Source organism: Paenibacillus sp. FSL P4-0184 (genome assembly GCF_038004625.1).
Lineage (GTDB): Bacteria > Bacillota > Bacilli > Paenibacillales > Paenibacillaceae > Paenibacillus_AQ.
Window position 1 is genome coordinate 1,356,893 of sequence record NZ_JBBORN010000001.1, and the last position, 24,488, is coordinate 1,381,380.

A 24,488-nucleotide genomic window follows, 5' to 3' on the forward strand; every position below is an offset into this window, starting at 1 on the left:
GGTTGCGTCGTGTTTATATATGGTGGTGCCTAATTGCTGTGGCGTTCTACTAAATTGATGCCCTACCCATAACCGAACGGATGCTTTTTGTACTCTAAGGGGCTTGAGCCGACTCTATTTTTGAACACACGACTAAAATAGTACTGGCTCTTATACCCTACCTTCACGGCCAGATCCCCGATTTTGATATTCGGCATTACGTCATCCAGAATCTCCTTCGCCTTCGATATCCGAAGCTCGGTGACATAGTCAAGGAATGAAGCACCGATTTCTTGCTTCATACGCTTGCTAAGATAGGTTTGGTTGATATGAAATAGCGCTGCTACTCGAGTAATAGACAGCTCCGGATCCTGATAATGACTGTCAATATACTCGGTCACTTTTTGGATAAGCACTGTTCCATCCCCTGTATACCCGGGAAGCCCCAGCTCCTTATCCACCCTGCTTTCATGTGAATGCAAAGGATATTTTGCCTGAAGATGCTCATCGATCCTATGAAGCAACTTGTTCAGATCACTCTTCGGCACAGGTTTTAATACATAATCGAATGCTTGCAGTTGCACGGCTTGACGCGCATATTCAAAGTTATCGTAGCCGCTGATGATGACAACCAGAACCGACGGGCAGCGTTCGCGCAATATATTTATCAGATCGAGCCCATTCATATTCGGCATGTTGATGTCCACAAGACATACATGTGGTGGGGCTTCCTCCACCATATTCAATGCTTCGTTTGCACTTTTCGCTTCTCCTGCAACTTCAAAAAGATACGAACTCTCCTCAATGTATTGTCGCAAGCCTTTGCGAATGATCGTTTCATCATCGACGATGACAATCTTCCACATCTTCATTCCGCTCCCCTTCCAAAGGTATTCGAATGACCATAACGGTAATGCCATCTTCGCTCTTCACTGCAAGGCCATATGGTACCCCGTAAGCTAGTCGAATGCGATGGTTTACACTGTATAGCCCAAAGCCTGTGGCAGAACGATCATATGTATCATCAAGAAGGGCTTGATTCATCTGTTCAAGCTTCTCTTCAGGAATCATAACCCCATTATTTTCAACCTTAATGACCAAATAATCGACCTGTTTATATGCTGTAATCGAAATTTTGCACTTTTGATTCCCAAGTGGCTTAATCCCGTGATAAATCGCATTTTCCACCAACGGCTGCAGCATGAAGCGAACGACTTGGCACTGTGCAAGCTTTTCATCATATCGAAGCTCGTAGTCCAGAATCTCCTCATATCGCACGCCTTGAATATGAAGATAACTCTCGACATGGTACAATTCCTGATCAAGCAGAATGTAGGGACTCCCTGTGCCAAGCCCTAATCGGAAATACGCGCTAAGCGCTTCCACCATCTCCACCACATTGTCTGCTCCATGTTCCGTTGCCATCCACTGGATCGTATCCAATGTGTTGTATAAAAAATGCGGCTTGATCTGCTCATGAATCAGTCTGAGTTCCATCTCCTTTCGGTCCTGCTCCACAGCGTATAATTGAACAAGCATGTCATTGAAGCTTCGTCCAAGATCGCCTATCTCATCCGAGCGCGTAACATCTGCTCGTATGGTTTGGTTGCCGTTCTGCACATTTTCCATTACCTGGCGAAGTGACTGAATTGGACGAATAATGGAAGAAGCAAGCAGCATCAGAAAGACGATAAACGCACTACCGATAAGAACGCCTACAAGCAATGCAGTCCGCTGGGTTTTGATCACCGCTAGCGATAGACTTGAATTCGGTACTTCGAGTACGAGCTTCCAGCCTTCCACATTTTGAATTGGAGCCTCAAATACACTCATGTTCTTCTTATCTGCTGCATCCTCCGCTCCATCTCCTTCCCCCAGCTCTCTGCAATCGATGATAAGCTGGCCTGACTGGTCATATAGCATTACATCTTGAGCAATCTCCTTCATCTTCTTGACGGAGACGGCTGCGGCAATATAAGCTACCTCATCATTCACCGATGGATTCACGCGATAGAGAATGACGACGATTTCAGCTGCATTCGCTTTGGATACGATCGGATTGCTCACCACATAATTGGAATCCGAATTTAGCAGTAGTTTTCGATAGTAGGGTCGGTTTAGTATCGAAAAAGGCTTGTCCCTTGCTGACCAGGAATTTCCATGAATATCCACCACGCGTATGGATTCGTACTCTACTTGCTTCTTCGCCTCGAACTTATTAATCTCTTGCAGCAATTCATCTCGTGTCCAATGATGGTCCGAAGCTAGAGAAGCAAGCATGTCTATCTCACCGATGCGCTGATTAAACCAATAATCGATCTGGTCGCTGCGTGCATTAACCACTTGCTGCGTTAAGTTCTTATTCAAAGGGACAACCGTATGGTTCATCTCCAAATATATTGTTACAAGCAATGCAATGAACAGCAGCAAGAAGCAGCTTCCTGCGATTAACGTAATTTTTAAGTGAATTGTTTTCATTGTAATCATAGCCCTTCACAATATCCGTTTCTTACATGCCCGAAAAAGACAAAAAAACGCTAATCTGTGCAAATACATAATGCTGTACTAAATCTATAATAGGTCTTGTGCATATTTTCACATGAAATAACATTCATGTCTAGGCTAGAGATAAAGGATTTGCCTAGCAAATCTTCCTCTCCCTAGTGTATGTAACCAATTCACAACAGAATGAAGGAGATATTATGCGAACTCACACGAAAAAGCTGTTATCTATTCTACTAGTCCTCAGTCTTATGTTCACGCTTGCTGCCTGCGGCGGTAAAGATGCAGCACCCGCTGCAGATGCAAACGGAGTTCAAGTCTTTGAAGGAGTTGGGCAAGGTAAACATGGCGATATTAAAGTACAAGTTTCCTTATTAGATAACAAGATCACTGACATTAAAGTAACAGAGCATAAGGAAAATGAAGTACTTGCAGAACCTGTTTATACGCAGCTCAAGCAAGATGTCATGGCAACTAACAGCGCAAAAGTTGATGCCGTTAGCGGATCTACGGTTACAAGCAAAGGATATCTCGAAGCCATTCAAGATGCAATTACGAAGTCTGGACTTACCCTTGTCGCTGGCGCTGCAGTCAGTGGAAACAAAGACAAAGAAGAAGCCGAGCAAACCTATGATGTTGTCGTCATCGGTGCCGGGGGTGCTGGCTTTAGTGCGGCTATCGAAGCGAAGAGCGCTGGAGCAAATGTAGTTCTGCTCGAGAAAATGCCAGCTGTTGGCGGCAACACATTGATCTCTGGTGGTGAGATGAATGCGCCTGACAACTGGGTTGAACGTGCTCTAGGCATCACAGATGACACGACTGAATTGTTCTATAATGATACGATGAAAGGCGGAGACAACCTCGGGGATCCAAAGATGGTTCGTATTCTTGCCGACAATGCTCTATCATCTGCCGAATGGCTGCGCGATGATATCAAGGTAGAGTTCTTACCTGATCATCTGTTCCAATTTGGAGGCCATTCCAGAAAACGTGCGTTGATTCCTGTAGGTCATACAGGTGTTGAATTGATTACTAAGTTAAAAGCCAAAACAGACGCTGATCAAATCACGATCAAAACGAATATGAAAGCCGAAACCTTGCTGAAGGACGAAAGCGGCAAAGTAACAGGTGTAACTGCGACTTCGGGTACTGGCGACAAGATCACATTCCATGCGAACAAAGGCGTCATCATAGCTACCGGTGGTTTTGGATCCAATGTAGAGATGCGTAAAAAGTATAACCCTAAAATGGATGAAAAATATATGTCTACCGATACACCAGGATCTACAGGTGACGGTATCGTTATGGCAGAAACGATTGGCGCCAAACTGACAAACATGGAGAGTATTCAAACGTATCCAATCTGTAATCCTGAGACAGGTGTTATTTCCCTGGTTGCAGACTCCCGCTTCGATGGTGCGATCCTGATTAACCAAGAAGGCAAGCGCTTCGTTGAGGAATTAGAACGTCGTGACGTTATTTCTAAAGCAATTCTTGCCCAAACGGGCGGATATACGTATCAATTATGGAATCAAGGTATTGAGGATATCGGTAAAACGATAGAAGTTCATCAAGACGAATACGATCAACTCGTTAAACAAGGATTGCTCTTTAAAGCCGATACGATTGAAGAGGCAGCTGATTTCTTCAAAATTGACGTGAACACTTTGAAAGAAACGATTAATAAAGTAAATGATTATGCGAAAACAGGTAAAGACCTTGATTTCAAACATCGCGGTGGATTGAAATCTCTTGAAAAAGGCCCTTACTACATCGAAAAAGCTGTACCATCCGTTCACCATACAATGGGCGGCTTGGTGATCGACGAGAAGACTCGCGTATTGAATGAAAAAGGCGAAGTCATCCCTGGGTTGTTCGCTGCAGGTGAAGTAACAGGGGTCATTCATGGTGCAAACCGTCTTGGCGGTAATGCCATCGCTGATATCTTCACATTCGGCCGGATTGCAGGCAAACAAGTTGTAGCAGAGTAATCTTATGTTTGTGTAACTGCTCTATTAATAAGTTAGTCTTAAAAACGTGCAAGATAGTTTGTAGAGTGCAGGTTGACTGCTAACTTTCAAGCTGCACTCTATGACATAGCAAACCGCCCTGTTAGCAACATTGCGAACAGGGCGGTTTTTTATGGTGGAGCCTAGGGGCTACGCTCGTCTAGCTCGCGGCTCTTTTATCGTTCTCCATTAGTGGAATTAAAATTGCCCATTTCTTTTCTGGTACTATCACTAAAACTATAGCAATGATTTAGTGTCTACTTGACAAGGGTTCCTCACCAACAAAGCTACCGACTCTACATGCACCGTATGCGGGAACATGTCCACCGGAGTCACCTCCACTGTCTTATACCCGCCATCTTCGAGCACCCGCAAGTCCCTTGCCAGTGTCGATGGATTACAAGACACATACACCACACGTTCCGGCTTCATCGCCAGAATCGTCTCCAAAAGTCGTGGATCGCAGCCCTTACGCGGAGGATCGACCACGATAACATCTGCCGTAATCCCCTTCTCTTTCCAGTTAGGGATTACATCCTCAGATGCGCCTACCTCAAACACTACATTATCCATACCATTCAAAGTGGCATTCGCCCGAGCATCCTCAATCGCTTCACGTACGATTTCTACACCGTAGACCTGTTTAGCATGCTGTGCAAGGAACAATGAAATCGTCCCGATACCGCAATAAGCATCTATAACAGTCTCGTTGCCCGTAAGTCCTGCATACTCTACCGTCTTACCGTAAAGAACTTCAGTTTGAGCCGGGTTAACCTGATAAAAAGAACGGGCAGAAATCGCGAATTTCACATCGCCGATATAATCGTAAATAACATCGTTCCCCCAAAGGGTACGTGTTGTATCACCGAAGATTACGTTCGTCTGCTTAGTATTCACGTTCTGGCAGATGCTTGTAACAGCTGGGATTTCACGGCGGATCTCAGTGATCCATTCGTCCAGATGTGGGATGCGTTCGCCATTAGTGACGAGTACGACCATCATCTCACCAGTACGGAAGGCTTTCTTTACTACGACATGACGCAGTAAGCCGTTGCCGGATTCTTCGTCGTAAGCAGTAATGCCGCGCTTCCGTCCGATTTCTTTCACCTTGCGCACAACGTCATCGTTATCCTCATGCTGAATCAAGCATGTTTCCATATCGATGATCCGGTGGCTTCCTCTCGCGTAAAAGCCGCCCACAAGGCCGCCTTCGGTTACACCGATCGGCACCTGAGCCTTGTTGCGATAACGCCAAGGCTCGTCCATGCCCAGTGTTGAGCGGACGAGAATGCCCGCTGCCTGATCCGTTCCAGCGTCTACGCCACCACCACTCACCTGGAGCTTCCCAATCCGCTCCAGGTTGTCCACCACCAGCTGCCGTTTCCACGCCAGCTGAGCCGCATAGTCCATATGCTGCAGCTGACAGCCGCCGCATTGGTCATAGATCTCGCAAGGCGCCGCGATGCGGGCGCTGCTCGCCTCTACTAAATTCAGCAGCTTGGCGTAGCCATACTGCTTCTTGGTCTTGAGCACCATTGCCCGGACCTTCTCTCCGGGAAGAGCTCCCTGCACAAAAAGGGTAAAGCCTTCTACGCGGCCTACCCCTTCACCTTCATGGGTCATGCCGATAATATCGAGCATAACCTCATCATTTTTATTCACAGGCAGTCCGGCGACAGGCGCCTTGCCGACTGGGCGGCTGGTGCTGCGTCCACTGCGGTGTTTACTCATTATTTATAGTTCACTTCTTTCATTATCATCGCTGTATAAACCCAATCAAATGCCTTCAATCATTATCATATCTATATATCCCACAATAATCTTCAATCGCTCTTAGCTCAGTTATTCTCAGCAAAAATCCGCAAATGCTGTGGCAAAATCCGGAATCGCCCTGGCAATTCTCCACCCAGTTCGCCATCCAAGTTCAATTGGACATGTCCTGGAGAGATTACATCCATCGCATCCGTACGGAAATAAATAACCTTCTTATCATTCAAATGTTCGCCACGAAGAGCCAATCTGACCAAACGGACAAACTCTGCCAGGTTGCATTTTTTAACCGCTATAACATCTAATAGACCGTCATCGATCCGAGCGCCGGGAGCAAGCTTTTCGAAGCCGCCAACAGAATTCGTATTTGCAATCAGGAACAGCATAAACTCATCATGAATAACTTCCTGCCCATTGGCACGAATGATTAGTTCCTGAGGAGATAGGCTGACCATTTTTTCAATACCTTTTAAATAGTACGCAAGCTGCCCAATCATGGTCTTCAGCTTACTAGGAACTTCATATGTCAGTTCGGTTAGACTACCGCCGCCTGCTATATTAATAAAATAACGGTCATTTGCCTTACCGATATCAATCGGACGTGTCTCTTGGCGAATGATCAGATCACAGGAATCTTCCCAGTTCTTCGGGATCCCCATTGCACGTGCAAAATCATTAGTAGTACCAAGCGGCAAAACGCCGAGCGGGGGAAGATTAGGCTTCTCCGCCATACCATTTATAACCTCATTTAAAGTGCCATCGCCACCGGCTGCTATGATCAAATCATAACCGCGTTCTACTGCATCTGCAGCAGCTAGCATAGCATCGCCTTCTCCGGTTGTTGCATGGCAGGTAGCTTCAATGCCACCAATATCCAGCCGGTCCAAAATATCGGCGAGCCGCTTCTTCATTTCTTCCCGTCCAGAAGTGGGATTATAAATCAATCTCGCAGTTTTCATTACCGGAACGCCACCTGTTTTTATAATAGAATAACCTAATTGATTATACCTAATTCGGACCACTACAATCAATGTTAAAGGCCCTTTCATGCAAATATTCCATTATACAGCAATTAATGACACTAAGTTAGAGAAAAACAACTATTTATATGTGTATGCAACAAATCCCGTATTATCCACGGATATGGGCACTTTTTTTATGATTAAATGTGCTCAAGGGTAGGTTTTTATTGTTTAATTCGAATCTGTTCGAGGAGTGTCTCTACCTGTCTCTCAATCCAATGCGGAAGAAGGGGATGGGGCAGAAGCGTTTGACCAGAATACTTATAGGTTAACCCTTTCAGTCTGTTCGGAATCACATGCTTAGTAAAATAGCCTTCACTCAAAAAAAGCGGCGCCACCAGAACCTCGTGACCCTGCTCCTGCCAATACTCTACCTTGCTTCTTACACTATCTGGACTCAGCAGACCATAGTCGGCCGCCGCTACGCCACTTACCTCACGTACACGTCCCGCCAGCGAAGATATGCCTTGCTGCCAGCGCTGAAGGAAGCCATCATATACACTGCCATGACCCACAAGCAAAATCGTCTCTCGCTTCGGTTCCGTAGACAGCTCACGTAGCTTGTCCCAGATCATTACAGCGATGTCTGGATCATCGTCGATGGGATCACCGTAGTGAACCTTAGCCTTCACTGAGAACAGCGCTAAATCCGTCTCACGTTCAGGCTCAGGTTTGGCGCCTAGTGCATACTCTATCTCATCGACATGTGTACTTCCCGAGGAAACGAACAATGGGATCACAATAATATCTGTGACCCCTGCGTGTTCCAGCTCATTTATTCCATCTTGAATCAGACGGCCCTCTACCAGCTCTAAAAAAGAGACCACAACAGGAATCTTTTCACCTAGCGATAATCCGCTTACGGCTTCCTCTACGATTGACACCCAAGCCTCATCGCGAGAGCCATGACTGATAATAAGTACGCCCGGTACCATAAATTAGCGTCCCAAACGTTCCAGCGTTAATTTATATCCGTCATTGCCGTAGTTCAGGCAACGTTTTACACGGGAAATCGTAGCTGTGCTTGCGCCCGTCTCTGCTTCGATCTGGTTGTAGGTGGAGCCTTTGCCGAGCATACGCGCTACTTCCAGACGCTGCGACAGCGATTGAATCTCGTTCACAGTGCACAAATCATCAAAGAACACGTAACATTCTTCCATATTTTTTAACGTTAAAATAGCTTCAAATAATTGGTCGATACTTTTATCATTTAACTTCTTAAGTTGCATCAGCTTTTCATCCCCTAAAAGTTCTATCAGCATTAGTTTCTCTAATTAAGCTCCGTACAAAACTAGCTCCGGAAACATAAACCTCATGCGACTATCCTGCCTTTACTATATTGCACTGGAGCGCATTTTTCAAGCATTAACGATTTCACGCTGTAAAGAGTGAAATCGATGGACAAACGTCCACCCATGGCGCACACTCTATATGTACCAAACTACGTTTGTTTCTTCCTTCATAAGAAATAGCACCTACACTATAGTACTACATAAGCGCCGAAAATCAAGCATGTACACGCTTTTTTCACTTCTTAAAGACGATTATAGGCATTCGCCCTTTTCCGCTCCTATCACGGGTAACCCGGGCATTCGTCTATACCGTATGTTCGCCCATGACATACAGTATAGCAAACCACTAACAAAGGAATGTGATATTATGCCTGATCATTACTATAATCATTCCCGCCGGAACCAGCGTTCACTGACCGATACTTATAATGCATCTGCTTACCCCGGGCTCAGTCCATATGCGCCTTCATCCCCCCCAGGAGAGAGCGGAATCCTTCCCACTTTAGGAGCAGAAGCTGCCACTGAAACAGCTCTAGCACTTCCTGCTGCTGAAGCTACAACAAAGGCAAGCGGCGGGCTTGCCGGATTGCTTAGCGGCTTAGGCGGTTTAGGCGGCGGGGGCGGAATCGGCGGGAATATGGAGCAAATCAAAGGTATCATCGACCGAATGGGCGGTATTGACGGGATCGTAAACTCCATGGGTAAAGTGCAGAAGGTGATGTCCGGCTTCCAGCAGATGGCTCCAATGGTTAAGCTCTTCATGGGTAGCTTCGGCAAAGGAAAAGGAGCAGCAGGCGCACTGGCGGCCGAAGAGGATGCCGCAATGTTCAGTCCGAGTCGGCGCAAAAAAAGACGCTCCACCTCTGGGCGTCGTAAATCTACTACAACCACACGCCGGCGCTCTACTCCCTCTACCGGAAAACGTCGCCGCAAATAGCGGTGACGTTTTATTTTTACTTAAACCACCCACTACGCCGGAACCATCTGAACATACTAACACCCACCACCAGCATAAACAGCAGAACGCCAAAATACCCATACTTCCATTCGAGTTCAGGCATCACCACAAAGTTCATCCCATAAATTCCGGCGATCAGTGTCAGCGGCATGAATACGGTGGTGATTACTGTTAGTGTTTTCATGATCGAATTCATCCGGTTGGAGTTAAGAGAAATGTAGCTATCACGTAGATCCGCAGTCATTTCTCGATCCGCCTCAATCATATCCGACAGTTTTAACAAATGGTCATAGATATCGCCAAAATAAATCCGTTCCTCACCGTTGCTCTGGACATGCTGCGAATTCACGATCCGGTACATCAAATCGCGCATCGGCACAATCGTCCGTCGCATCTTGAGCAGCCTTCCGCGCACATTAAACACTTGGCTCATCAAATCCTCCACCGACTCACTGCTGCCACTACTCTCCAGATCCGCAAGCTCGTCCTCTAAACTGTAGAGGCATGGAAAATACTTATCTACCAGCTTGTCCATTACAGTATATGCGGCCGCCATCGGACCACCCGACCAGCCTTTACGACTATGTATTTCACGCTTCACCTGCTCCCAAGCTTCATTCATCTCTGTTTTTTCCTGATGATGATAGGACACGAGGTAATTCGCACTCAAAAAAAGGTCAATCTCTTCAGCATCCAGCGTCTCTTCATTCAGCGCATGCAGCACAAAAAACTGTACTTCCTCATAATGATCCAGCTTCGGCCGCTGTAGCACATGCATACAGTCCTCAATCGCCAAAGGGTGAAAATGAAAATAGTGATCCAGCAGCAGCGTCTCCTCTGCCGAAGGTGTAGCAAAGTCTGCCCATATCCATGCATAATCCTCCCGCCGGATATCCTGCAAAGGTATGTCTGTCAGCACCTCACCTGTATGCGTCACCGCAAGTGTACGTATCATAAATGTTCCTCCGCTTCATCTTCTTCCACGCATCTATTGTACCGCAAGAAGTGGAGTCTTCCAAAAATAACAAAAAAGAATCTCAACCGTGAAGTCGTAGCTCTGAGGTTCCTTTATTCTATAGCGTCCCATTCCGGAAAGGATGGAATACTCTTTAGTAAGTTTCGTTCATCCTCTTCTCCCTCTGATCATTCGGCTCATTATGTATATAACGATGCTCCTCAGATGGCGGGGATAGAATGGATAGAGTAGATTGGGTTGGGTTGGGTTGGGTTGTCACCGAACTTAATCAAATCGTATTAAGTGATTTGTTTAATGATTAGTTAGTTTAAATTCTAACCGCCGCCTTGATTCGACGATGCACAAAAAGCTACGTCCAGACATAAGCTCATAAGCACCTTATCCAAGCTTTAACCACTCTCGGTTGTACGAGCTAGACTCTGCAAATTTAGGGCATTTATACCCTTCTTTATGCTTCTTCGACGTCATTCGCCAATTCAGGGGTATATCCCCTTTATGCTTATACGATGATATTTCGTCATTTCTGGGGCATTTATCCCCCTCTTTATGCTTATACGACGATATTTCGCCAATTCAGGGGTATTTATACCCCTCATTATGCTTTTTCGAGGCTATTTCACCAATTCTGGGGTATAATTGTCCCTCTTTCCACTTCTTCGTCGCTATTTTACCAATTCTGGGGTATTTATGCCCCTCTTTATGCTTTTTCGACGTAAATTAGCTAATTCTACGGGATTTATACCGCTCTCGCCCCGCACCACCCAAACAACAAAAAAAGATGTCCGCAGCCAAAGGCTAACTGACATCTTTTTATTAAAGGGATTTAAAAAATGATTTTGAAAATCAGACCGGCTAATACCGCACTGATTGGAATCGTAATAAACCAGGTAACTACAATACGTCCAGCTACTCCCCATTTCACGGCAGAGAAGCGTTTTGCGGAGCCAACACCCAGGATCGCTGAAGTGATAGCATGTGTGGAGCTGACTGGCAAATGCAGCAGTGTTGCCGAGAAAATAACGGAAGCCGCGGAAATATCAGCCGCGAAGCCGTTGATCGGCTCGATTTTGAAAATCTTCGTACCCATCGTCTTGATAATCTTCCAGCCACCAATGGAGGTACCGAGCGCCATAGCCGTAGCTGCAGCCACTTTAACCCACAGTGGGATGAAATCCATAGACTCTTGGCGTCCTGATGTAACGAGGGCAAAGGTAATGATCCCCATCGCCTTCTGCGCATCATTCGTACCATGAGTAAACGACTGTAATGCCGCCGTCACAACCTGCATGGAGCGGAAGCCCTTGTTAACCGTATGTGGACTACGCTTTGCAAAAATCCATTTCAGGACTGTCATGATGATATAACCGATAACAAATGCAATAATTGGTGAGAAGATCAAGCCCTCGACAATTTCCACAAACCCGCCCCAGTTAATATGCGACGAACCTGCACCCACATATACTGCACCAGCCAAAGCACCGATCAGTGCATGAGAGGAGGAGGACGGAATTCCGAGCCACCAGGTAATCAAATTCCAAATAATCGCAGCAATCAATGTGGCTATTATGATATCCAGACCGTTTTCCAGCAACGTGGGATCTGTGATACTTCCGCCAATTTTCTTAGCTACACCTGTAAACATTAAAGCTCCGACAAAGTTCATCAGTGCCGCCATAATAATAGCTGTTCGAGGTTTTAACGCACGTGTAGAGACAGAGGTAGCAATCGCGTTGGCCGTATCATGGAAACCATTAATAAAGTCAAACGCAAGCGCGAGAAATATAACAATTCCAAGAATCCATATCGATGTTTCCATATTCTAGTACCCCTTATGAGTTGCGCATGATGATCGATTCCAACATGTTGGCTACATCTTCACATTTATCTGTAGTGGTCTCGAGTCGCTCATATAATTCCTTGCGCTTAATCAGCTCAATCGGGTCCTTAACGGTTTCAAATAGAGCTTTGGTACAAATACGAAGGACTTCGTCCCCTTGATTCTCAAGGTCATTCAAACGGATCGTATATTCACGAATGGCCAGCAGCTTCTTCTGGGAAAGCAAATGAACCGCTTTTTGGATTTCATAAGCACACTGACGAAGGATTTCGGCGAATTGTACAATGTATTCATCCGGGTCAAGAAGGTTGTACATATAGAAACGTGAGGCAGATGCCTCCAAGCCATCAATGACATCATCCATGCTTGTAATCAAGTCCATAATGTCGTCACGCTCAAGTGGCGTAATGAACGTCTTGTTCAATTCCTTAATTACGGTGTGCGTGTAAGTATCACATTGGGATTCGTACTTCTTCATCTCTGCAGCGAAACTATCGACATTATTCTGGAGATCAGTGATATTCTGAGCAAAATAATCTGCAGCTTGGACAATGGTATCCGCCATATTTTCCAGCGTCTCAAAGAATATGTCCTTTTTTCTCAACTTCATTGTTTTAAACCCCTTTACATAATATTACCGTGAGTACAGAGTCACCCATATGTAAAAAGCATGAAAATGAATGACAACCCTTGTTATCTTAACATATCCGTAGAAGGTATAGAAGCTATAGAAATGAACTTTTTTACACTCTATTAACACTTACCCGTAATTCCGAACACAAATCTGTATATCACTGGATATTCCGACTTTCTTAGGTTGCACTATCTGCTCCACCATATACCACATGACTGCTAAATGAAGGTGCATTAGGGACGACCAAAATATGGGTGATTCCTGGATACATTAGCTCTTCTTTACCATCCTTCACAAACCTAATCACATCACCTGGCTCACGCGACCATCTGCCCTTTGTGACCTGTCCACGCTGAAAGAGCAGCGCTTCACCACCAAGCTCCACGTCAACCTGAAGTCTTCCAACATCATCAAGTACTTTATGATCGGAACCCATCACCATCACATTTGCAGCTTCTACTGGCTTATTGTTATTCAAATCCAAATGTGGTTTACCATTCACGTAACGCTGATAGGTCTGGAGCTGAGTATCGTATTTATAGTCAATTTTATAGCTTTTAAGTAAGAAGTTTATGCTAAACTCAGCGGCCTGTTCTCCGCCTGTCGGTATGTAATCTGGATTGTTAAAAAGATACCCTGGCACCTTCACACTTTTCTCATAACCCAGCTTCTCGGCACCTTCCCGCAGCTTCGCTGCATTACTGTAGAGATTATGAGGGGCTTTACGTGCTTTGTCCCGCCAGAAATAGGCTCCGGCACGACCGATTTCGTCCATATCTGCTTTTTTCTCTTTTTGCAAAATAGCATAAGCCGCGGGGCTCCCCCCGGCATGCACTGTCACACCACCGTAGCTCTCGCCAATATCGAGCAGATAAGGGCGAATACTGCGAATCGGTCCGATTTTGACCACTCCGGTATGACTTTGAAAAATACCAATCAACCGCGTAATGCCACCTTCAGCAAGGACCTCATATAAAATATCCGCTTCACTAACCCCCGACTGTGGCCGGGCCGCTGGAGCATTATTAATCATAACAGCTAAGGGACGTGGGAGACTGTTTTCAGAAACGGGAAGACCTGTTAATCCGGAAACGAGTTCAGCAGATGGATCTGCTGTAGGCGATGGTTGGATCGTTTCAATTGGCGCGGGATCTGCTGTAGGTTGCTGTGTCGGGGCAATTACATTATTTGCACTCTCTGTTCCGCAAGCGGAGAGCAATAGGGTACTTAGTACAATGGCAGATAATAGACGGGAAGAAGAGCAGTTTACTTTCATAAGCTTGTAGTTCCTCCTAAACGTTTTATGTATCTTAACTGGTTTCTTCCATTTAATCACAGCCAGTCCCATTTGTCTTGATCCGCTTGCATCAAGTGTAATCGACTTCAGCGTCCTTATTAGGACGATATACGTTTAAGCGAGAAATATAAGGATAATGCATAGCGTGAAACTTTTACTTTCTTATATTTAAAAAAAGGGTACAGCCGATCTCCGGCTGTACCCTGCGTGTATCTCATCCATTTAGTCTAGCTTCCAGCAATTGAGGCTTAATGTCCCATATTGATACGCTTGAAATATTCGCTCTGCCTTCCTGCTGCCATCCGCTGTTCCCATCGCATAAAAGAGAGGTGCGAAATGCTCTCTTCCGTAAGATGGAACCGCATCTCGAACATGCGGAGCTTTTTTCTCATAAGCAAACAGTGAAGGTAGATCCCAAGATTCTAACCCCTTGGAAATCCACGCATCGAATTCAAGCGCCCACTCTTCAGGCTGATCACTTTCATTAAGCATCCGCAAATTGTGAACAAGTCCACCGCTTCCTATCAGCAGTATGCCTTCGTCACGCAGAGGGGCTAACATCCGCCCGATATTGTACTGTTCCTTGGGAGATCGTAGTGAATCGACGGATAAAGCGACTACCGGAATATCGGCTTTTGGAAACATTTTTTTCAGTATTACCCAGACTCCGTGATCGAGTCCTCGCCCCAGAACGGGCTGATGTGAAAGATTGTTACCCTTAAAGAGCTCGGAAATCCGCTTGGTTAGAGCTGGATCGCCTGGGGCTGGATAGGTCAGCGTATACATTTCTTCAGGGAATCCGTAGAAGTCGTGTTGTGTTTCGTGCTTCTCATCCATGGTGAGTAGCTGTTCTGGGCTATCCCAGTGCGCTGAGAATACTACTATACCCCGTGGTGCTTCTAGTTCTTGACCAAGCCGCTCCAGAAAACGGGTATACTCGTTATCCTCCAGTGCGAGGAGCGGAGAACCGTGCGCGATAAAAAATGACGGTAATTTCATAGGATGCCAACCTCCATAACCCAGTATATGGTGTGCATCTTTATTTTACCGCTAATTTCAAGTTATTGCGAGTAAAGTCCATCACCTATATCATCCAATTTTGCCATTCTGTCTGCACATGCTCCTGTTCGTTCATCCACTCTCTTGTCCGCTTAAGCAGTTGCTGCTGTGCTGGCCCAGAAGAAAAGGTATGATCACCTTGAAAAATGATCTCTTTATCGCATCGTCCCTCAGGACGTGTCCAGAATAATTTCTGGTAAAGGAATGCATAATCCACGGGGATGACATCGTCAGACGTACCATGAATGACGAGCACATCACCGCTGAATTTACTAGCCTCTTGGAAAGGCTGGAAGGCCGCCAAAGAATTGAAATATACCGGTGTGAACGAGTAGCCCACGTAATCCGCCGATCCATTCTTCACCGAACGGTCATACGCCTCCCGCCCTACGATCTTCACAATATCATTGAAGGGATAACCCACGGAGGCCCACAGCACGAGATTCTTCACGCGGCGATCACGAATACTTGTCAGAAGCGCAACCGCCCCACCCAGACTATGGCCAATAAGCGTCACACGCTGTGGATCCACATCGGCAGAGCTAATTCCGTAATCGAGCACCGCTCTAGTCTGAGCGATCATCGACTCCATATCCTCCCCGCCGTAATTACCGCTGCTCTCGCCGCAGCCCGCATAGTCAAATCGAATGACCATATACCCGTCTTGCGCCAGCTCACGAGCTGCTTTGACAAATATCCGATCGACTCCAATCCGGTTACCCACAAATCCATGGCAGATTACAGCTAATGGCAATCTGTCCTTGCAACGTGTGGAAGTTCCCTTCTCTTTACTCGGATAATGGATACTCGCTGTCAATTCTTCGCCGTTATGCCGAATTACAATATTCCGTTCCATTGCCGTAACCTCCTATATTTAATCATTATTTTAATTTATTAGAATTCCGATTAACTTAGTGTGAATTATATTCTTATTATAAAGATTTCGTTCATATTGTCAACAGGAACGGGACAGATCTTAGTAATTTGCAAGAGCAAATTCGGAGTATAAACCGGAACGTCAAACAGCCAGTCTCCAAACTAATGGAGACTGGCTGTTTTTCAATCGCATGATGAGCTTCCAGGGTCGTCAATCAATCATAGCTGTCGTTAAACATCTCGTGGGTTTCTTGACTGCCTTCCCAATCCTTAAGCGCACCCTCTGTTGCTGGTTCTTCTGTGGAATTCCACATGCTGAATCCATCAGAGCCGCCCCAATCCCCCATTGAATGATTGGGCGTAGGCCCGAAACCGTTGCCCATGACACTGTCCTGTTCTTTCTTGTTCTCATGTTCCATAAAGCTCCCAACCTTTCCCAAAGCTATATTGATCAAGCAACAACATTATCAGTGTTCACTCTTATAAAAGGATTATGCATAGGAAAATAGAAATGCTTGTCCTTGCGCTGACCTGTCAGGCAAACGTATACTCTAGGTTAAAGACTATACCGATTAACACTACTGGAGGTTTACATCCCTATTATGAAAGTGAAAGATATGATTAAGGAAAATAACGCCCTGCGTGAGCAGATGACGCCTTTCAATCGATCCTATTTTGAAGATATGATCCTAACGATGCGCGCCAGTAGGGTAGAGGCTCTCCGTGCTGAAGAACTTTTACTGGATGCAGCCAAGCTGCTTCTCAAAGAACAAAAAAAAGGTAAAAACGCTAAACAGGTGTTTGGCGAGAATCCGGATGATTATTTTAAAGAAATCATAGACAGCGCTCCCACACGCTCAGCACGCAGCAAATGGAACTATTACTTGATGATTCCCAGCGCGGCTCTAACCTGTTTGTTCGGGATCTTTGCTATAGGTGGACTCTTCTTGCAATGGACTAACGGATCCTCCGGGATGTTCGGAGAGATTAGCCTCTTCACCCTCTTCGCTGTGGGGGCAGGTTCCATTATCTTGATCGAACTTATTATGAAATGGTTAACCTCCTTGTCTGAGGGGGATGCACCTAAAGCCAAACCCTTTGATATCAAGGGCCTTGGCGTCTATATCGGAATCGCCGTAGTTGCCGTATTCATTGGCTTGTACCTCGACCGATTGTTTCCGGTCATTACTTTATCCCCGTGGGTAAGCTTAATTGTTTCCCTGATTGGGGCAATTGGACTAAAGTTTATATTTTTTAGAAAATAAAAGTCATGCTCCACCCATATTTCATCCGATAGACAGGGGGAACTTTCATGAAAAAGAAGCAATATATTCTCTATTCTGTTCTAGCAGTAACATTGGGACTAGGCGCGGTACCTATAGGAACGATTCAAGCTGAAGGCGCTGCCAGCCCTCCTGTGGGAGGCACTAAGGCAAATCCTATGACAGCAAACAATAATCATGCGGAGGCTATCTATAAAGCAGCATTGCCGCTGTTGTCTTCCTCTAACAAGTTACCCGAAGCTATTAAATATTTGAACGCCAATATGTATGCGGTAGGTTCGTATCGTGCCACGATAATGACACTGAAGCTTGAAAATTTGCACAAGGCGGCGCTTCCGGCGTGGGAGAGCAAATTCAGTACCAGCAATGTCCAGCGGAAGCTCACCGCCATCTATAAGGCTGGCGCTAGTATGAAGACCCTTGCTGATGCCACAGAAGATCTCACTCTGCGCACACTGCTGAAGAGTGCCAGCGAAAATGGATATAAACTGGAGACCGCGGAAGGCACTTTTTTCCCGGTGATCGATTATGAGGCTTACCGCAAATATAAGCTTTATGTCACTGACGATATCAGCGCGTATCTATCCATTATGGCTACGGAGTCTGATCTGCCCTCCTCCAAGGATAACGGGCTGGTCATAGGTTGGACCGATGTAGCTGCGCGAGCACTATCTCAAGAGCAATTTATTCAAAATCATCCGAAATCAAACCGAATTTCATCCGTGAAATCCTTATATTCTATCTATGTTAACAATACGTTTTACGGCCAGAATAACACGCCCCTTTTCCATTATGACAATCTTGAAATGGACTTGGAGGCGCAGAAAGCCTACTCTAGCATTCTCACCAAGAATAAAGACAACAGCCCATTCCTGCAGAAACTAGATGGCTTCATGAAATTGATGAAGGACAAAGATTATAAATTAACAGATGAAGTCGAACAATACCGTAAGACTGAATTACCTCTCTAGTATGATATACAAAAGGCCCGTCCCCATTCATTCTGGGACGGGCCTTTCTATGTTCATTAACGAAATGATTAAAGTGATGAAAGAAATTAAATAAGGATGTTAAAGAGATTGGAATCCTTATTGATTTCTACATAATCTACACCCTTCTGCTGCATCCGTTCGATAAGTGGTTCATAAGCTTCAATGGACAATAGCTCTATGCCTACAAGCGCGGGACCATTCTCTTTATCATGCTTCTTGATGTACTCGAAACGGGTAATATCATCCTCTGGACCGAGGATTTCGTCCAAGAATTCACGCAGGGCACCTGCCCGTTGTGGGAAGTTCACCATGAAGTAGTGCTTTAAGCCTTCGTAAATCAGTGACCGCTCTTTGATCTCCTGCATACGGTCAATATCGTTGTTACCCCCACTAATGATACAGACGACCGTCTTCCCGCGGATTTGATCACGGTATTGATCAAGTGCTGCGATAGGTAAGGAACCCGCTGGCTCAACCACTATAGCATTCTCGTTATACAGCTCCAGAATGGTGGTACAAGCCTTGCCTTCAGGCACCATCACGATGTCATCCAGATGCCGGGAACAAATATCATAAGTCAGTCCGCCAACGCGCTTTACAGCCGCTCCGTCCACGAACTTGTTAATTTCTTTTAGCGTTACCACTTCTCCAAGCTTAATTGCTTCAGTCATTGAAGCAGCACCAAGCGGTTCCACACCAATCAACTTAGTGGATGGACTCACCGTCTTCACATAAGTGGCTATTCCTGCTGCCAGACCGCCCCCACCAATCGTTACGAACATAAAATCCGCAGGATGATCCAGGTTCTCCATCACTTCCATCGCTATCGTTCCATTGCCTGCAATAATTCTCGGCTCATCAAACGGGTGGATCAACGTCATACCATGGTCTATACAAGCTTGCAGCGCTTCATCATAAGCATCATCGAAGGTATCGCCCTTCAGAATGACCTCAACAAACTCGCCACCGAACCGCCGTACTTGTTTAACCTTCTGGTTAGGTGTTGTGCTTGGCATATAGACCTTGCCCTTAATCCCAAGTGCCTTACAGGAATAGGCTACACCTTGTGCGTGATTTCCTGCACTCGCGCAGACAATACCTTTGGCTCTATCTTCTGCAGATAGACTACGAATCATATTATAAGCTCCGCGGATTTTAAAAGAACGGACAATCTGCAAATCTTCGCGCTTCAAATATACATCGCAATCATACTTGGCCGATAGTACGGCGTCACGCTGTAGTGGAGTCCGGATGATGACCTCCCGCAGTACGTGATGAGCCCGTACGATATCTTCCATTCCTACGATTCGGTCTTCCTCTTCTCTCATAACCCTCTCGCCTCACTATCATCTATTCATTCTACTTCTTGTAAACATACTCTCCCAAAGACATTATTTCAAGCATTGTCCGCTGTATGCAATACAATTATTGATGCAAATCTTATACTTTCTTATATTAAAAAAGAGACTACAGGAATCTCCCATAGCCTCTTTAAGTTCATGTCCGTCCAAGATCTGAATCTACTAATCCTGTTGCTTCAGCATCCACTTCAGCAGATCAGGTAGGCTTGTCCACAAACGCGAGTGTACAATCACATATTCGATAGCTTCATTAGCGTCGCCCATTCCCACAAAATCCGGAAGGTTGTGCGGCAATCTTTTGATCCCTAACAAATAATCCGGCACATGCTTGTTCACATTCCGCGCTACGCGGTACAACATTTTCAGTTGGGAAGTAATCCCATTCTTCTTATATTCTAAGACCATCCGGTCGTAAGCTACTGTCGCCGCTGCATCATTGCCGAACTTTTCCAGCACCTTTTCTGTCTTCTTGAGCTTGTTGGTGTAGAGATACGCAGCCGTTAAAAGGTAACGCGCACCTGTGTTATCTTCAGGGTTCAGCTCTAAAATGTGCTCAAGTACTTTTTGTGCTTCTTCTGCATTCCCGCTAAACCAACAAGAGTCGGCGTAGCTTTTGCAAATTCGAATGTATGGACGAGTCTCGTGGAGGTCCCAGAAATGTCCCTTGTTCTCAGCGAAAAAGGCTTCTCCAAGCTCACGTTCACCTGCATCCATCCCTGCTTTTAGAAAAGCACGAGCATCTGCTTCATTCTCTGCTTCCTCAGCCAAAATGAGATACGCATCCGGACTGTCCGGATAAACCTCTAATGCGGCTTCAGCTAACTGTATCCGGCGGTTGGATGAATTGGTTTGCATAGCCTTTTGTAATAGTGCTTGCTCCTGATCCTTCGGACTGCCTGAGATATTCAGCAAAAGTAATTCTTCTTCCGCACCACCCATGCCGTATTCCTCAATGTAATTGAGCATCTCTTTGACTTTTCTAGAGATGGTAGGCGTAGTAACCTCATGTTTGGTAGCAAGATCCGCTTGTGTTAGGGAGAAGCCATATTCCTCAGACAAAATAAATTCGATCGCCGCGCAGAAAGAGCCCATTTTCTTCACAGCAGGCTTAGTCTTACGGGAATAACCATTCCACAGAACTAGAGCTTCCCAAATAAGCTCTCTATCATAGCTTTCTCTCATGCTCTCAATAAGGTGCAGCGCCAGTTGTTCATGTGCTGGATGCTCCCAATTCAGATCACGTGACACTTTTTTTCTGAGCGTAGCAAGAGTTAGCTTCACTTCAGGTTGTGCTACGGGCTCCTGTTTCTCAGCCACAGTCTCGCTAGCTGCCGCTTCTTCCTTGTTTACAAGTTGCATGATGGACTCTACTGCAGAAGTTTCTTTACCAAGGCAGCATTTCTTATATTTTTTCCCGCTTCCGCAAGGACACATATCATTTCTTCCAATCTTACTCAAAACGAATTCCTCCTTAAATCTGTGAGTAGCCATTCGCCATAAGCGTATCGCTAGTATGCACTATAAGTATCATCATTTCCAGGCACGAGGCATCCTTTATAAGGTTACTTCACAAAGTCTGAAGGACTCCGATTTAAAAGGGCCTTCCCATGATCGGAAAGACCCTTATCTGTATATATCCGCACATTTTCCCCCGTACGTGTAGTATTATAGCACTTCTTCTATCACTTGTCAGTCCTTTTTTAGGACTTTAAGCGCAAAAAATGCTAGATACAGTTCTTTATCCTTATACCAAAGCTTTCATAGCGATGTCGCTGCGGCTTTGTTTTCCGGAAAAAGAAATTCCTTCGGCTCTAGCGTAAGCTGCAACACGAGCTTCAGCAATCGTAGCACCTAGGCCTACCACGCCTAGTACCCGACCACCATTCGTCACCCAGCTTCCGTCTTCACCACGCGCCGTACCAGCATGGAAGATCAGCCCTCCTTGGCTGTCTTCAAGACCTTCAATCGGTACACCCTTTGGATAAGGGCCTGGATATCCTCCCGAAGCGAGAACTACGCATACAGCCGCTTCGTCGCTCCATTCAATGTCGATATCTGCAAGTCTGCCCTCTGTGACCGCCAGAAAGATTTCTAGCAAGTCGCTCTTGAGTCTAGGCAACACGACCTGAGTCTCAGGATCACCGAAACGAGCATTAAACTCAATCGTCTTTGGTTTCCCTTCAGGAGAAATCATCAGTCCCGCAAATAGTACACCGCTAAAGGGACGACCTTCGTCCACCATAGCTTTTGCCGTCGGCTTAATGATGGTCTCGATCGCTTCTTGGATAATAGCCTCATCAATATGTGGTAAAGGCGAATAGGTACCCATTCCGCCGGTATTAGGACCTTTATCCCCATCAAATACGGGCTTATGATCCTGGGCAGCAGCCATAGGACGTACCGTCTCTCCATCGACAAAAGCCAGAATCGACATTTCCTGTCCAGCTAGAAATTCCTCAATAACAACCTGAGCGCCTGCCTCACCGAATACCTTAGTGACCATAATATCAGCGAGTGCTTGCTCTGCTTCTTCCAACGAATAGGCAACCGTCACGCCTTTTCCTGCAGCCAGACCATCTGCCTTGATTACGATCGGAAGCGGCTGTTCCCGCAAATAAGTTAGCGCAGCTTCATAGTCGTCGAACTTCTCATAGGCTGCTGTCGGAATATTATATTTATGCAAAAGATCCTTCATAAAGGTTTTGCTGCCTTCGATCTCCGCCGCATTCTTGCGTGGGCCAAACACAGGAATATCCTGTGCTTCAAAAGCATCCACAATCCCAGCAGCGAGTGGATCATCTGGACCGATTACAACAAGACCTACTTCCTTCTCTTTAGCAAAAGCCGTCAGACGATCGAACTCAAATACTCCGATCGGCACACATTCGGCTAACTGCGCAATCCCGGCGTTGCCGGGTGCGCAATAGATTTTACCTGCCTTGGGGCTTTGGGATAGACTCCAAATCATCGCATGTTCCCGGCCGCCGCCGCCAACTACCAAAATATCCATCCGAATATGATCCTCCCAGTGCTCTAGTGTTTGAAATGACGGACGCCTGTGAAGACCATAGCAATACCATACTCATTAGCGACCTTAATCGACTCTTCGTCTTTAATGGATCCGCCTGGCTGAATCACTGCAGTGATTCCTGCTTTTGCTGCCATTTCAAGCGTATCGCCCATTGGGAAGAACGCGTCGGAAGCGAGTACGGCTCCCTTAGATTTTTCACCAGCTTGTTCGATTGCAATTTTAGCTGCACCAACGCGATTCATCTGTCCTGCACCTACGCCAACGGTCATATCATCAGCAGCCAGCACAATCGCATTAGATTTCACATGCTTAACTACTTTCCATCCGAACAACAATTGTTTCAATTCTTCCTCGGTTGGTTTACGGTCTGTAACGACTTGTAGATCATCTGGATTCACAGAGTGCACATCGCTCTCCTGTACAACCATTCCTCCATCAATAGAGGTAACTACAAAGCTGCTCTTACGCGCACTAGCCGTACTAAGGTTACCGATTTTGAGCAAACGGAGATTCTTTTTCTTCGTAAGGATTTCCAGTGCTTCTTCCGTAAAGCCTGGTGCCAACACGATTTCGAGGAAAATATCTTTCAGCAGGTTCGCTGTGTCTGCATCAATAATGCGGTTTGCTGCTACAATCCCACCAAAGATAGAAGTTGGATCCGCGTTGTAAGCTTTTTGATAAGCTTCGTATACACTTTCACCCACACCTACACCACAAGGGTTCATATGTTTAACCGCTACGACAGCAGGCTCTTCAAATTCTTTCACGATTTGCAGTGCTGCGTTAGCATCGTTGATATTGTTATAAGACAACTCTTTGCCGTGCAATTGTTCAGCCGCAGTGAGTGTATCCAGTGCCGCCAATGGCTTGCGATAGAACGCCGCTTTTTGATGCGGATTCTCGCCATAACGCAGATCCTGAATTTTCTCATAAGTCACGGTGTAGCGCTCTGGCAGAGGCTCGCCAGTAACGTTAGCCAAATAATCGGAAATCAAGGCATCGTAAGCCGCCGTATGACGGAACACTTTTGCCGCAAGACGTTTGCGTGTTTCTAGCGTTGTATCTCCACCTGCGCGAACCTCTTCAAGTACAGTAGCGTAGTCATTAGCATCCACCACTACACTGACAAAAGCATGGTTCTTCGCCGCAGAACGCAGCATCGTAGGTCCGCCGATATCGATATTCTCGATGGCTTCCTCGTAGGATACGTCAGGTTTTGCGATAGTTTCCGCGAACGGATACAGATTCACAACAACCAGATCGATGTAATCCAGACCAAGCTCCTTCATTTGACGCGTGTGCTCCTCATTATCACGAACCGCAAGCAATCCACTGTGTACAGCAGGGTGCAAGGTTTTGACACGTCCGTCCATGATTTCTGGGAATCCTGTCACATCGGAAATCCCGATAACTGGAACACCTTCTTTAGCCAAAAGCGTGCTTGTTCCACCTGTAGAGATAATTTCTACGCCTAATGCAGACAACTCGCGGCAAAAATCCACGATACCTTGTTTATCCGATACGCTGACTAGCGCTCTTTTGATACTCACTTTGAATAGTCCTCCTTCAGGTTGTACGTGCGATTTAATATGAAGAAAACCCACAACGCG

Annotated in this window: 21 protein-coding genes; 4 read left to right on the top strand and 17 right to left on the bottom strand. The window is 45.9% G+C overall.

Annotated features, from left to right (window positions below):
• Nucleotides 1-62: 62 nt before the first annotated feature.
• Complete coding sequence (locus MKY52_RS05750; protein ID WP_175618971.1) at nucleotides 63-851, bottom strand: response regulator transcription factor; 789 nt, start codon at nucleotides 849-851, stop codon at nucleotides 63-65.
• Nucleotides 820-2,457 (bottom strand): sensor histidine kinase, encoded by a 1,638-nt coding sequence (locus MKY52_RS05755; protein ID WP_341050369.1) that lies wholly within the window; start codon nucleotides 2,455-2,457, stop codon nucleotides 820-822. The genes MKY52_RS05750 and MKY52_RS05755 overlap by 32 nt, the downstream gene beginning before the upstream one ends.
• Before the next feature lie 224 nt (nucleotides 2,458-2,681).
• Between MKY52_RS05755 and MKY52_RS05760 the strand changes: the two genes are divergently transcribed.
• The gene (locus MKY52_RS05760; protein WP_341050370.1) at nucleotides 2,682-4,472 is read left to right on the top strand and encodes a flavocytochrome c; all 1,791 of its coding nucleotides are present in this window, start codon (nucleotides 2,682-2,684) and stop codon (nucleotides 4,470-4,472) included.
• Between the two features lie 255 nt (nucleotides 4,473-4,727).
• Here the strand turns inward: MKY52_RS05760 and rlmD are convergent, their stop codons facing one another.
• From rlmD to MKY52_RS05780, 4 genes are all read right to left on the bottom strand, one after another.
• Complete coding sequence (gene rlmD, locus MKY52_RS05765) at nucleotides 4,728-6,221, bottom strand: 23S rRNA (uracil(1939)-C(5))-methyltransferase RlmD (RefSeq protein WP_341050372.1); 1,494 nt, start codon at nucleotides 6,219-6,221, stop codon at nucleotides 4,728-4,730.
• A gap of 107 nt (nucleotides 6,222-6,328) precedes the next feature.
• The gene (locus MKY52_RS05770) at nucleotides 6,329-7,219 is read right to left on the bottom strand and encodes a diacylglycerol kinase (RefSeq protein WP_042184783.1); all 891 of its coding nucleotides are present in this window, start codon (nucleotides 7,217-7,219) and stop codon (nucleotides 6,329-6,331) included.
• A gap of 227 nt (nucleotides 7,220-7,446) precedes the next feature.
• Nucleotides 7,447-8,217, bottom strand: coding sequence for a sirohydrochlorin chelatase (locus MKY52_RS05775; protein ID WP_341050373.1), 771 nt, complete (start codon nucleotides 8,215-8,217; stop codon nucleotides 7,447-7,449).
• Nucleotides 8,218-8,220: 3 nt separating this feature from the next.
• The gene (locus MKY52_RS05780; RefSeq protein WP_019913624.1) at nucleotides 8,221-8,511 is read right to left on the bottom strand and encodes a YerC/YecD family TrpR-related protein; all 291 of its coding nucleotides are present in this window, start codon (nucleotides 8,509-8,511) and stop codon (nucleotides 8,221-8,223) included.
• A gap of 430 nt (nucleotides 8,512-8,941) precedes the next feature.
• Here MKY52_RS05780 and MKY52_RS05785 point away from each other — a divergent pair, with 430 nt between their 5' ends.
• Nucleotides 8,942-9,511, top strand: coding sequence for a tyrosine protein kinase (locus MKY52_RS05785; protein WP_341050374.1), 570 nt, complete (start codon nucleotides 8,942-8,944; stop codon nucleotides 9,509-9,511).
• A gap of 16 nt (nucleotides 9,512-9,527) precedes the next feature.
• Here the strand turns inward: MKY52_RS05785 and corA are convergent, their stop codons facing one another.
• The 7 genes from corA to MKY52_RS05820 form a co-directional block, all read right to left on the bottom strand.
• A complete protein-coding gene (corA, locus tag MKY52_RS05790; protein ID WP_341050376.1) occupies nucleotides 9,528-10,487 on the bottom strand; it encodes a magnesium/cobalt transporter CorA in 960 nt (319 codons plus the stop codon).
• A gap of 844 nt (nucleotides 10,488-11,331) precedes the next feature.
• Nucleotides 11,332-12,324 (bottom strand): inorganic phosphate transporter, encoded by a 993-nt coding sequence (locus tag MKY52_RS05795; protein WP_341050377.1) that lies wholly within the window; start codon nucleotides 12,322-12,324, stop codon nucleotides 11,332-11,334.
• Between the two features lie 13 nt (nucleotides 12,325-12,337).
• Complete coding sequence (locus MKY52_RS05800; RefSeq protein ID WP_042184774.1) at nucleotides 12,338-12,955, bottom strand: DUF47 domain-containing protein; 618 nt, start codon at nucleotides 12,953-12,955, stop codon at nucleotides 12,338-12,340.
• 202 nt (nucleotides 12,956-13,157) lie between these two features.
• Nucleotides 13,158-14,255, bottom strand: a complete 1,098-nt coding sequence (locus MKY52_RS05805) for a DUF3048 domain-containing protein (RefSeq protein WP_341050379.1) — start codon at nucleotides 14,253-14,255, stop codon at nucleotides 13,158-13,160.
• 243 nt (nucleotides 14,256-14,498) lie between these two features.
• On the bottom strand, nucleotides 14,499-15,275 hold the full coding sequence (locus MKY52_RS05810) for a DODA-type extradiol aromatic ring-opening family dioxygenase (RefSeq protein ID WP_341050380.1): 777 nt from the start codon (nucleotides 15,273-15,275) through the stop codon (nucleotides 14,499-14,501).
• Between the two features lie 85 nt (nucleotides 15,276-15,360).
• On the bottom strand, nucleotides 15,361-16,191 hold the full coding sequence (locus MKY52_RS05815; RefSeq protein ID WP_042124053.1) for an alpha/beta hydrolase family protein: 831 nt from the start codon (nucleotides 16,189-16,191) through the stop codon (nucleotides 15,361-15,363).
• A gap of 235 nt (nucleotides 16,192-16,426) precedes the next feature.
• On the bottom strand, nucleotides 16,427-16,630 hold the full coding sequence (locus tag MKY52_RS05820; protein WP_341050381.1) for a hypothetical protein: 204 nt from the start codon (nucleotides 16,628-16,630) through the stop codon (nucleotides 16,427-16,429).
• Between the two features lie 183 nt (nucleotides 16,631-16,813).
• Between MKY52_RS05820 and MKY52_RS05825 the strand changes: the two genes are divergently transcribed.
• Both MKY52_RS05825 and MKY52_RS05830 read left to right on the top strand, forming a co-directional pair.
• The gene (locus MKY52_RS05825) at nucleotides 16,814-17,476 is read left to right on the top strand and encodes a DUF1129 family protein (protein ID WP_341050382.1); all 663 of its coding nucleotides are present in this window, start codon (nucleotides 16,814-16,816) and stop codon (nucleotides 17,474-17,476) included.
• A 47-nt stretch (nucleotides 17,477-17,523) separates the two neighbouring features.
• Nucleotides 17,524-18,465 carry a hypothetical protein gene (locus MKY52_RS05830; protein WP_341050384.1) on the top strand — a complete coding sequence of 314 codons (942 nt, stop codon included), beginning with the start codon at nucleotides 17,524-17,526 and terminating at the stop codon, nucleotides 18,463-18,465.
• A gap of 86 nt (nucleotides 18,466-18,551) precedes the next feature.
• Here MKY52_RS05830 and ilvA read toward each other — a convergent pair whose 3' ends face one another.
• The 4 genes from ilvA to purH all read right to left on the bottom strand — a co-directional run bounded on the left by ilvA (nucleotide 18,552) and on the right by purH (nucleotide 24,428).
• Nucleotides 18,552-19,814: a threonine ammonia-lyase IlvA gene (ilvA, locus tag MKY52_RS05835; protein WP_042184762.1), complete on the bottom strand. Its 1,263-nt coding sequence runs from the start codon at nucleotides 19,812-19,814 to the stop codon at nucleotides 18,552-18,554.
• 195 nt (nucleotides 19,815-20,009) lie between these two features.
• A complete protein-coding gene (locus MKY52_RS05840) occupies nucleotides 20,010-21,305 on the bottom strand; it encodes an SEC-C metal-binding domain-containing protein (RefSeq protein WP_076286939.1) in 1,296 nt (431 codons plus the stop codon).
• Nucleotides 21,306-21,591: 286 nt separating this feature from the next.
• Nucleotides 21,592-22,857, bottom strand: a complete 1,266-nt coding sequence (gene purD, locus MKY52_RS05845) for a phosphoribosylamine--glycine ligase (RefSeq protein ID WP_076300197.1) — start codon at nucleotides 22,855-22,857, stop codon at nucleotides 21,592-21,594.
• Between the two features lie 23 nt (nucleotides 22,858-22,880).
• Nucleotides 22,881-24,428, bottom strand: a complete 1,548-nt coding sequence (purH, locus tag MKY52_RS05850) for a bifunctional phosphoribosylaminoimidazolecarboxamide formyltransferase/IMP cyclohydrolase (RefSeq protein WP_076121669.1) — start codon at nucleotides 24,426-24,428, stop codon at nucleotides 22,881-22,883.
• Nucleotides 24,429-24,488: the final 60 nt, after the last annotated feature.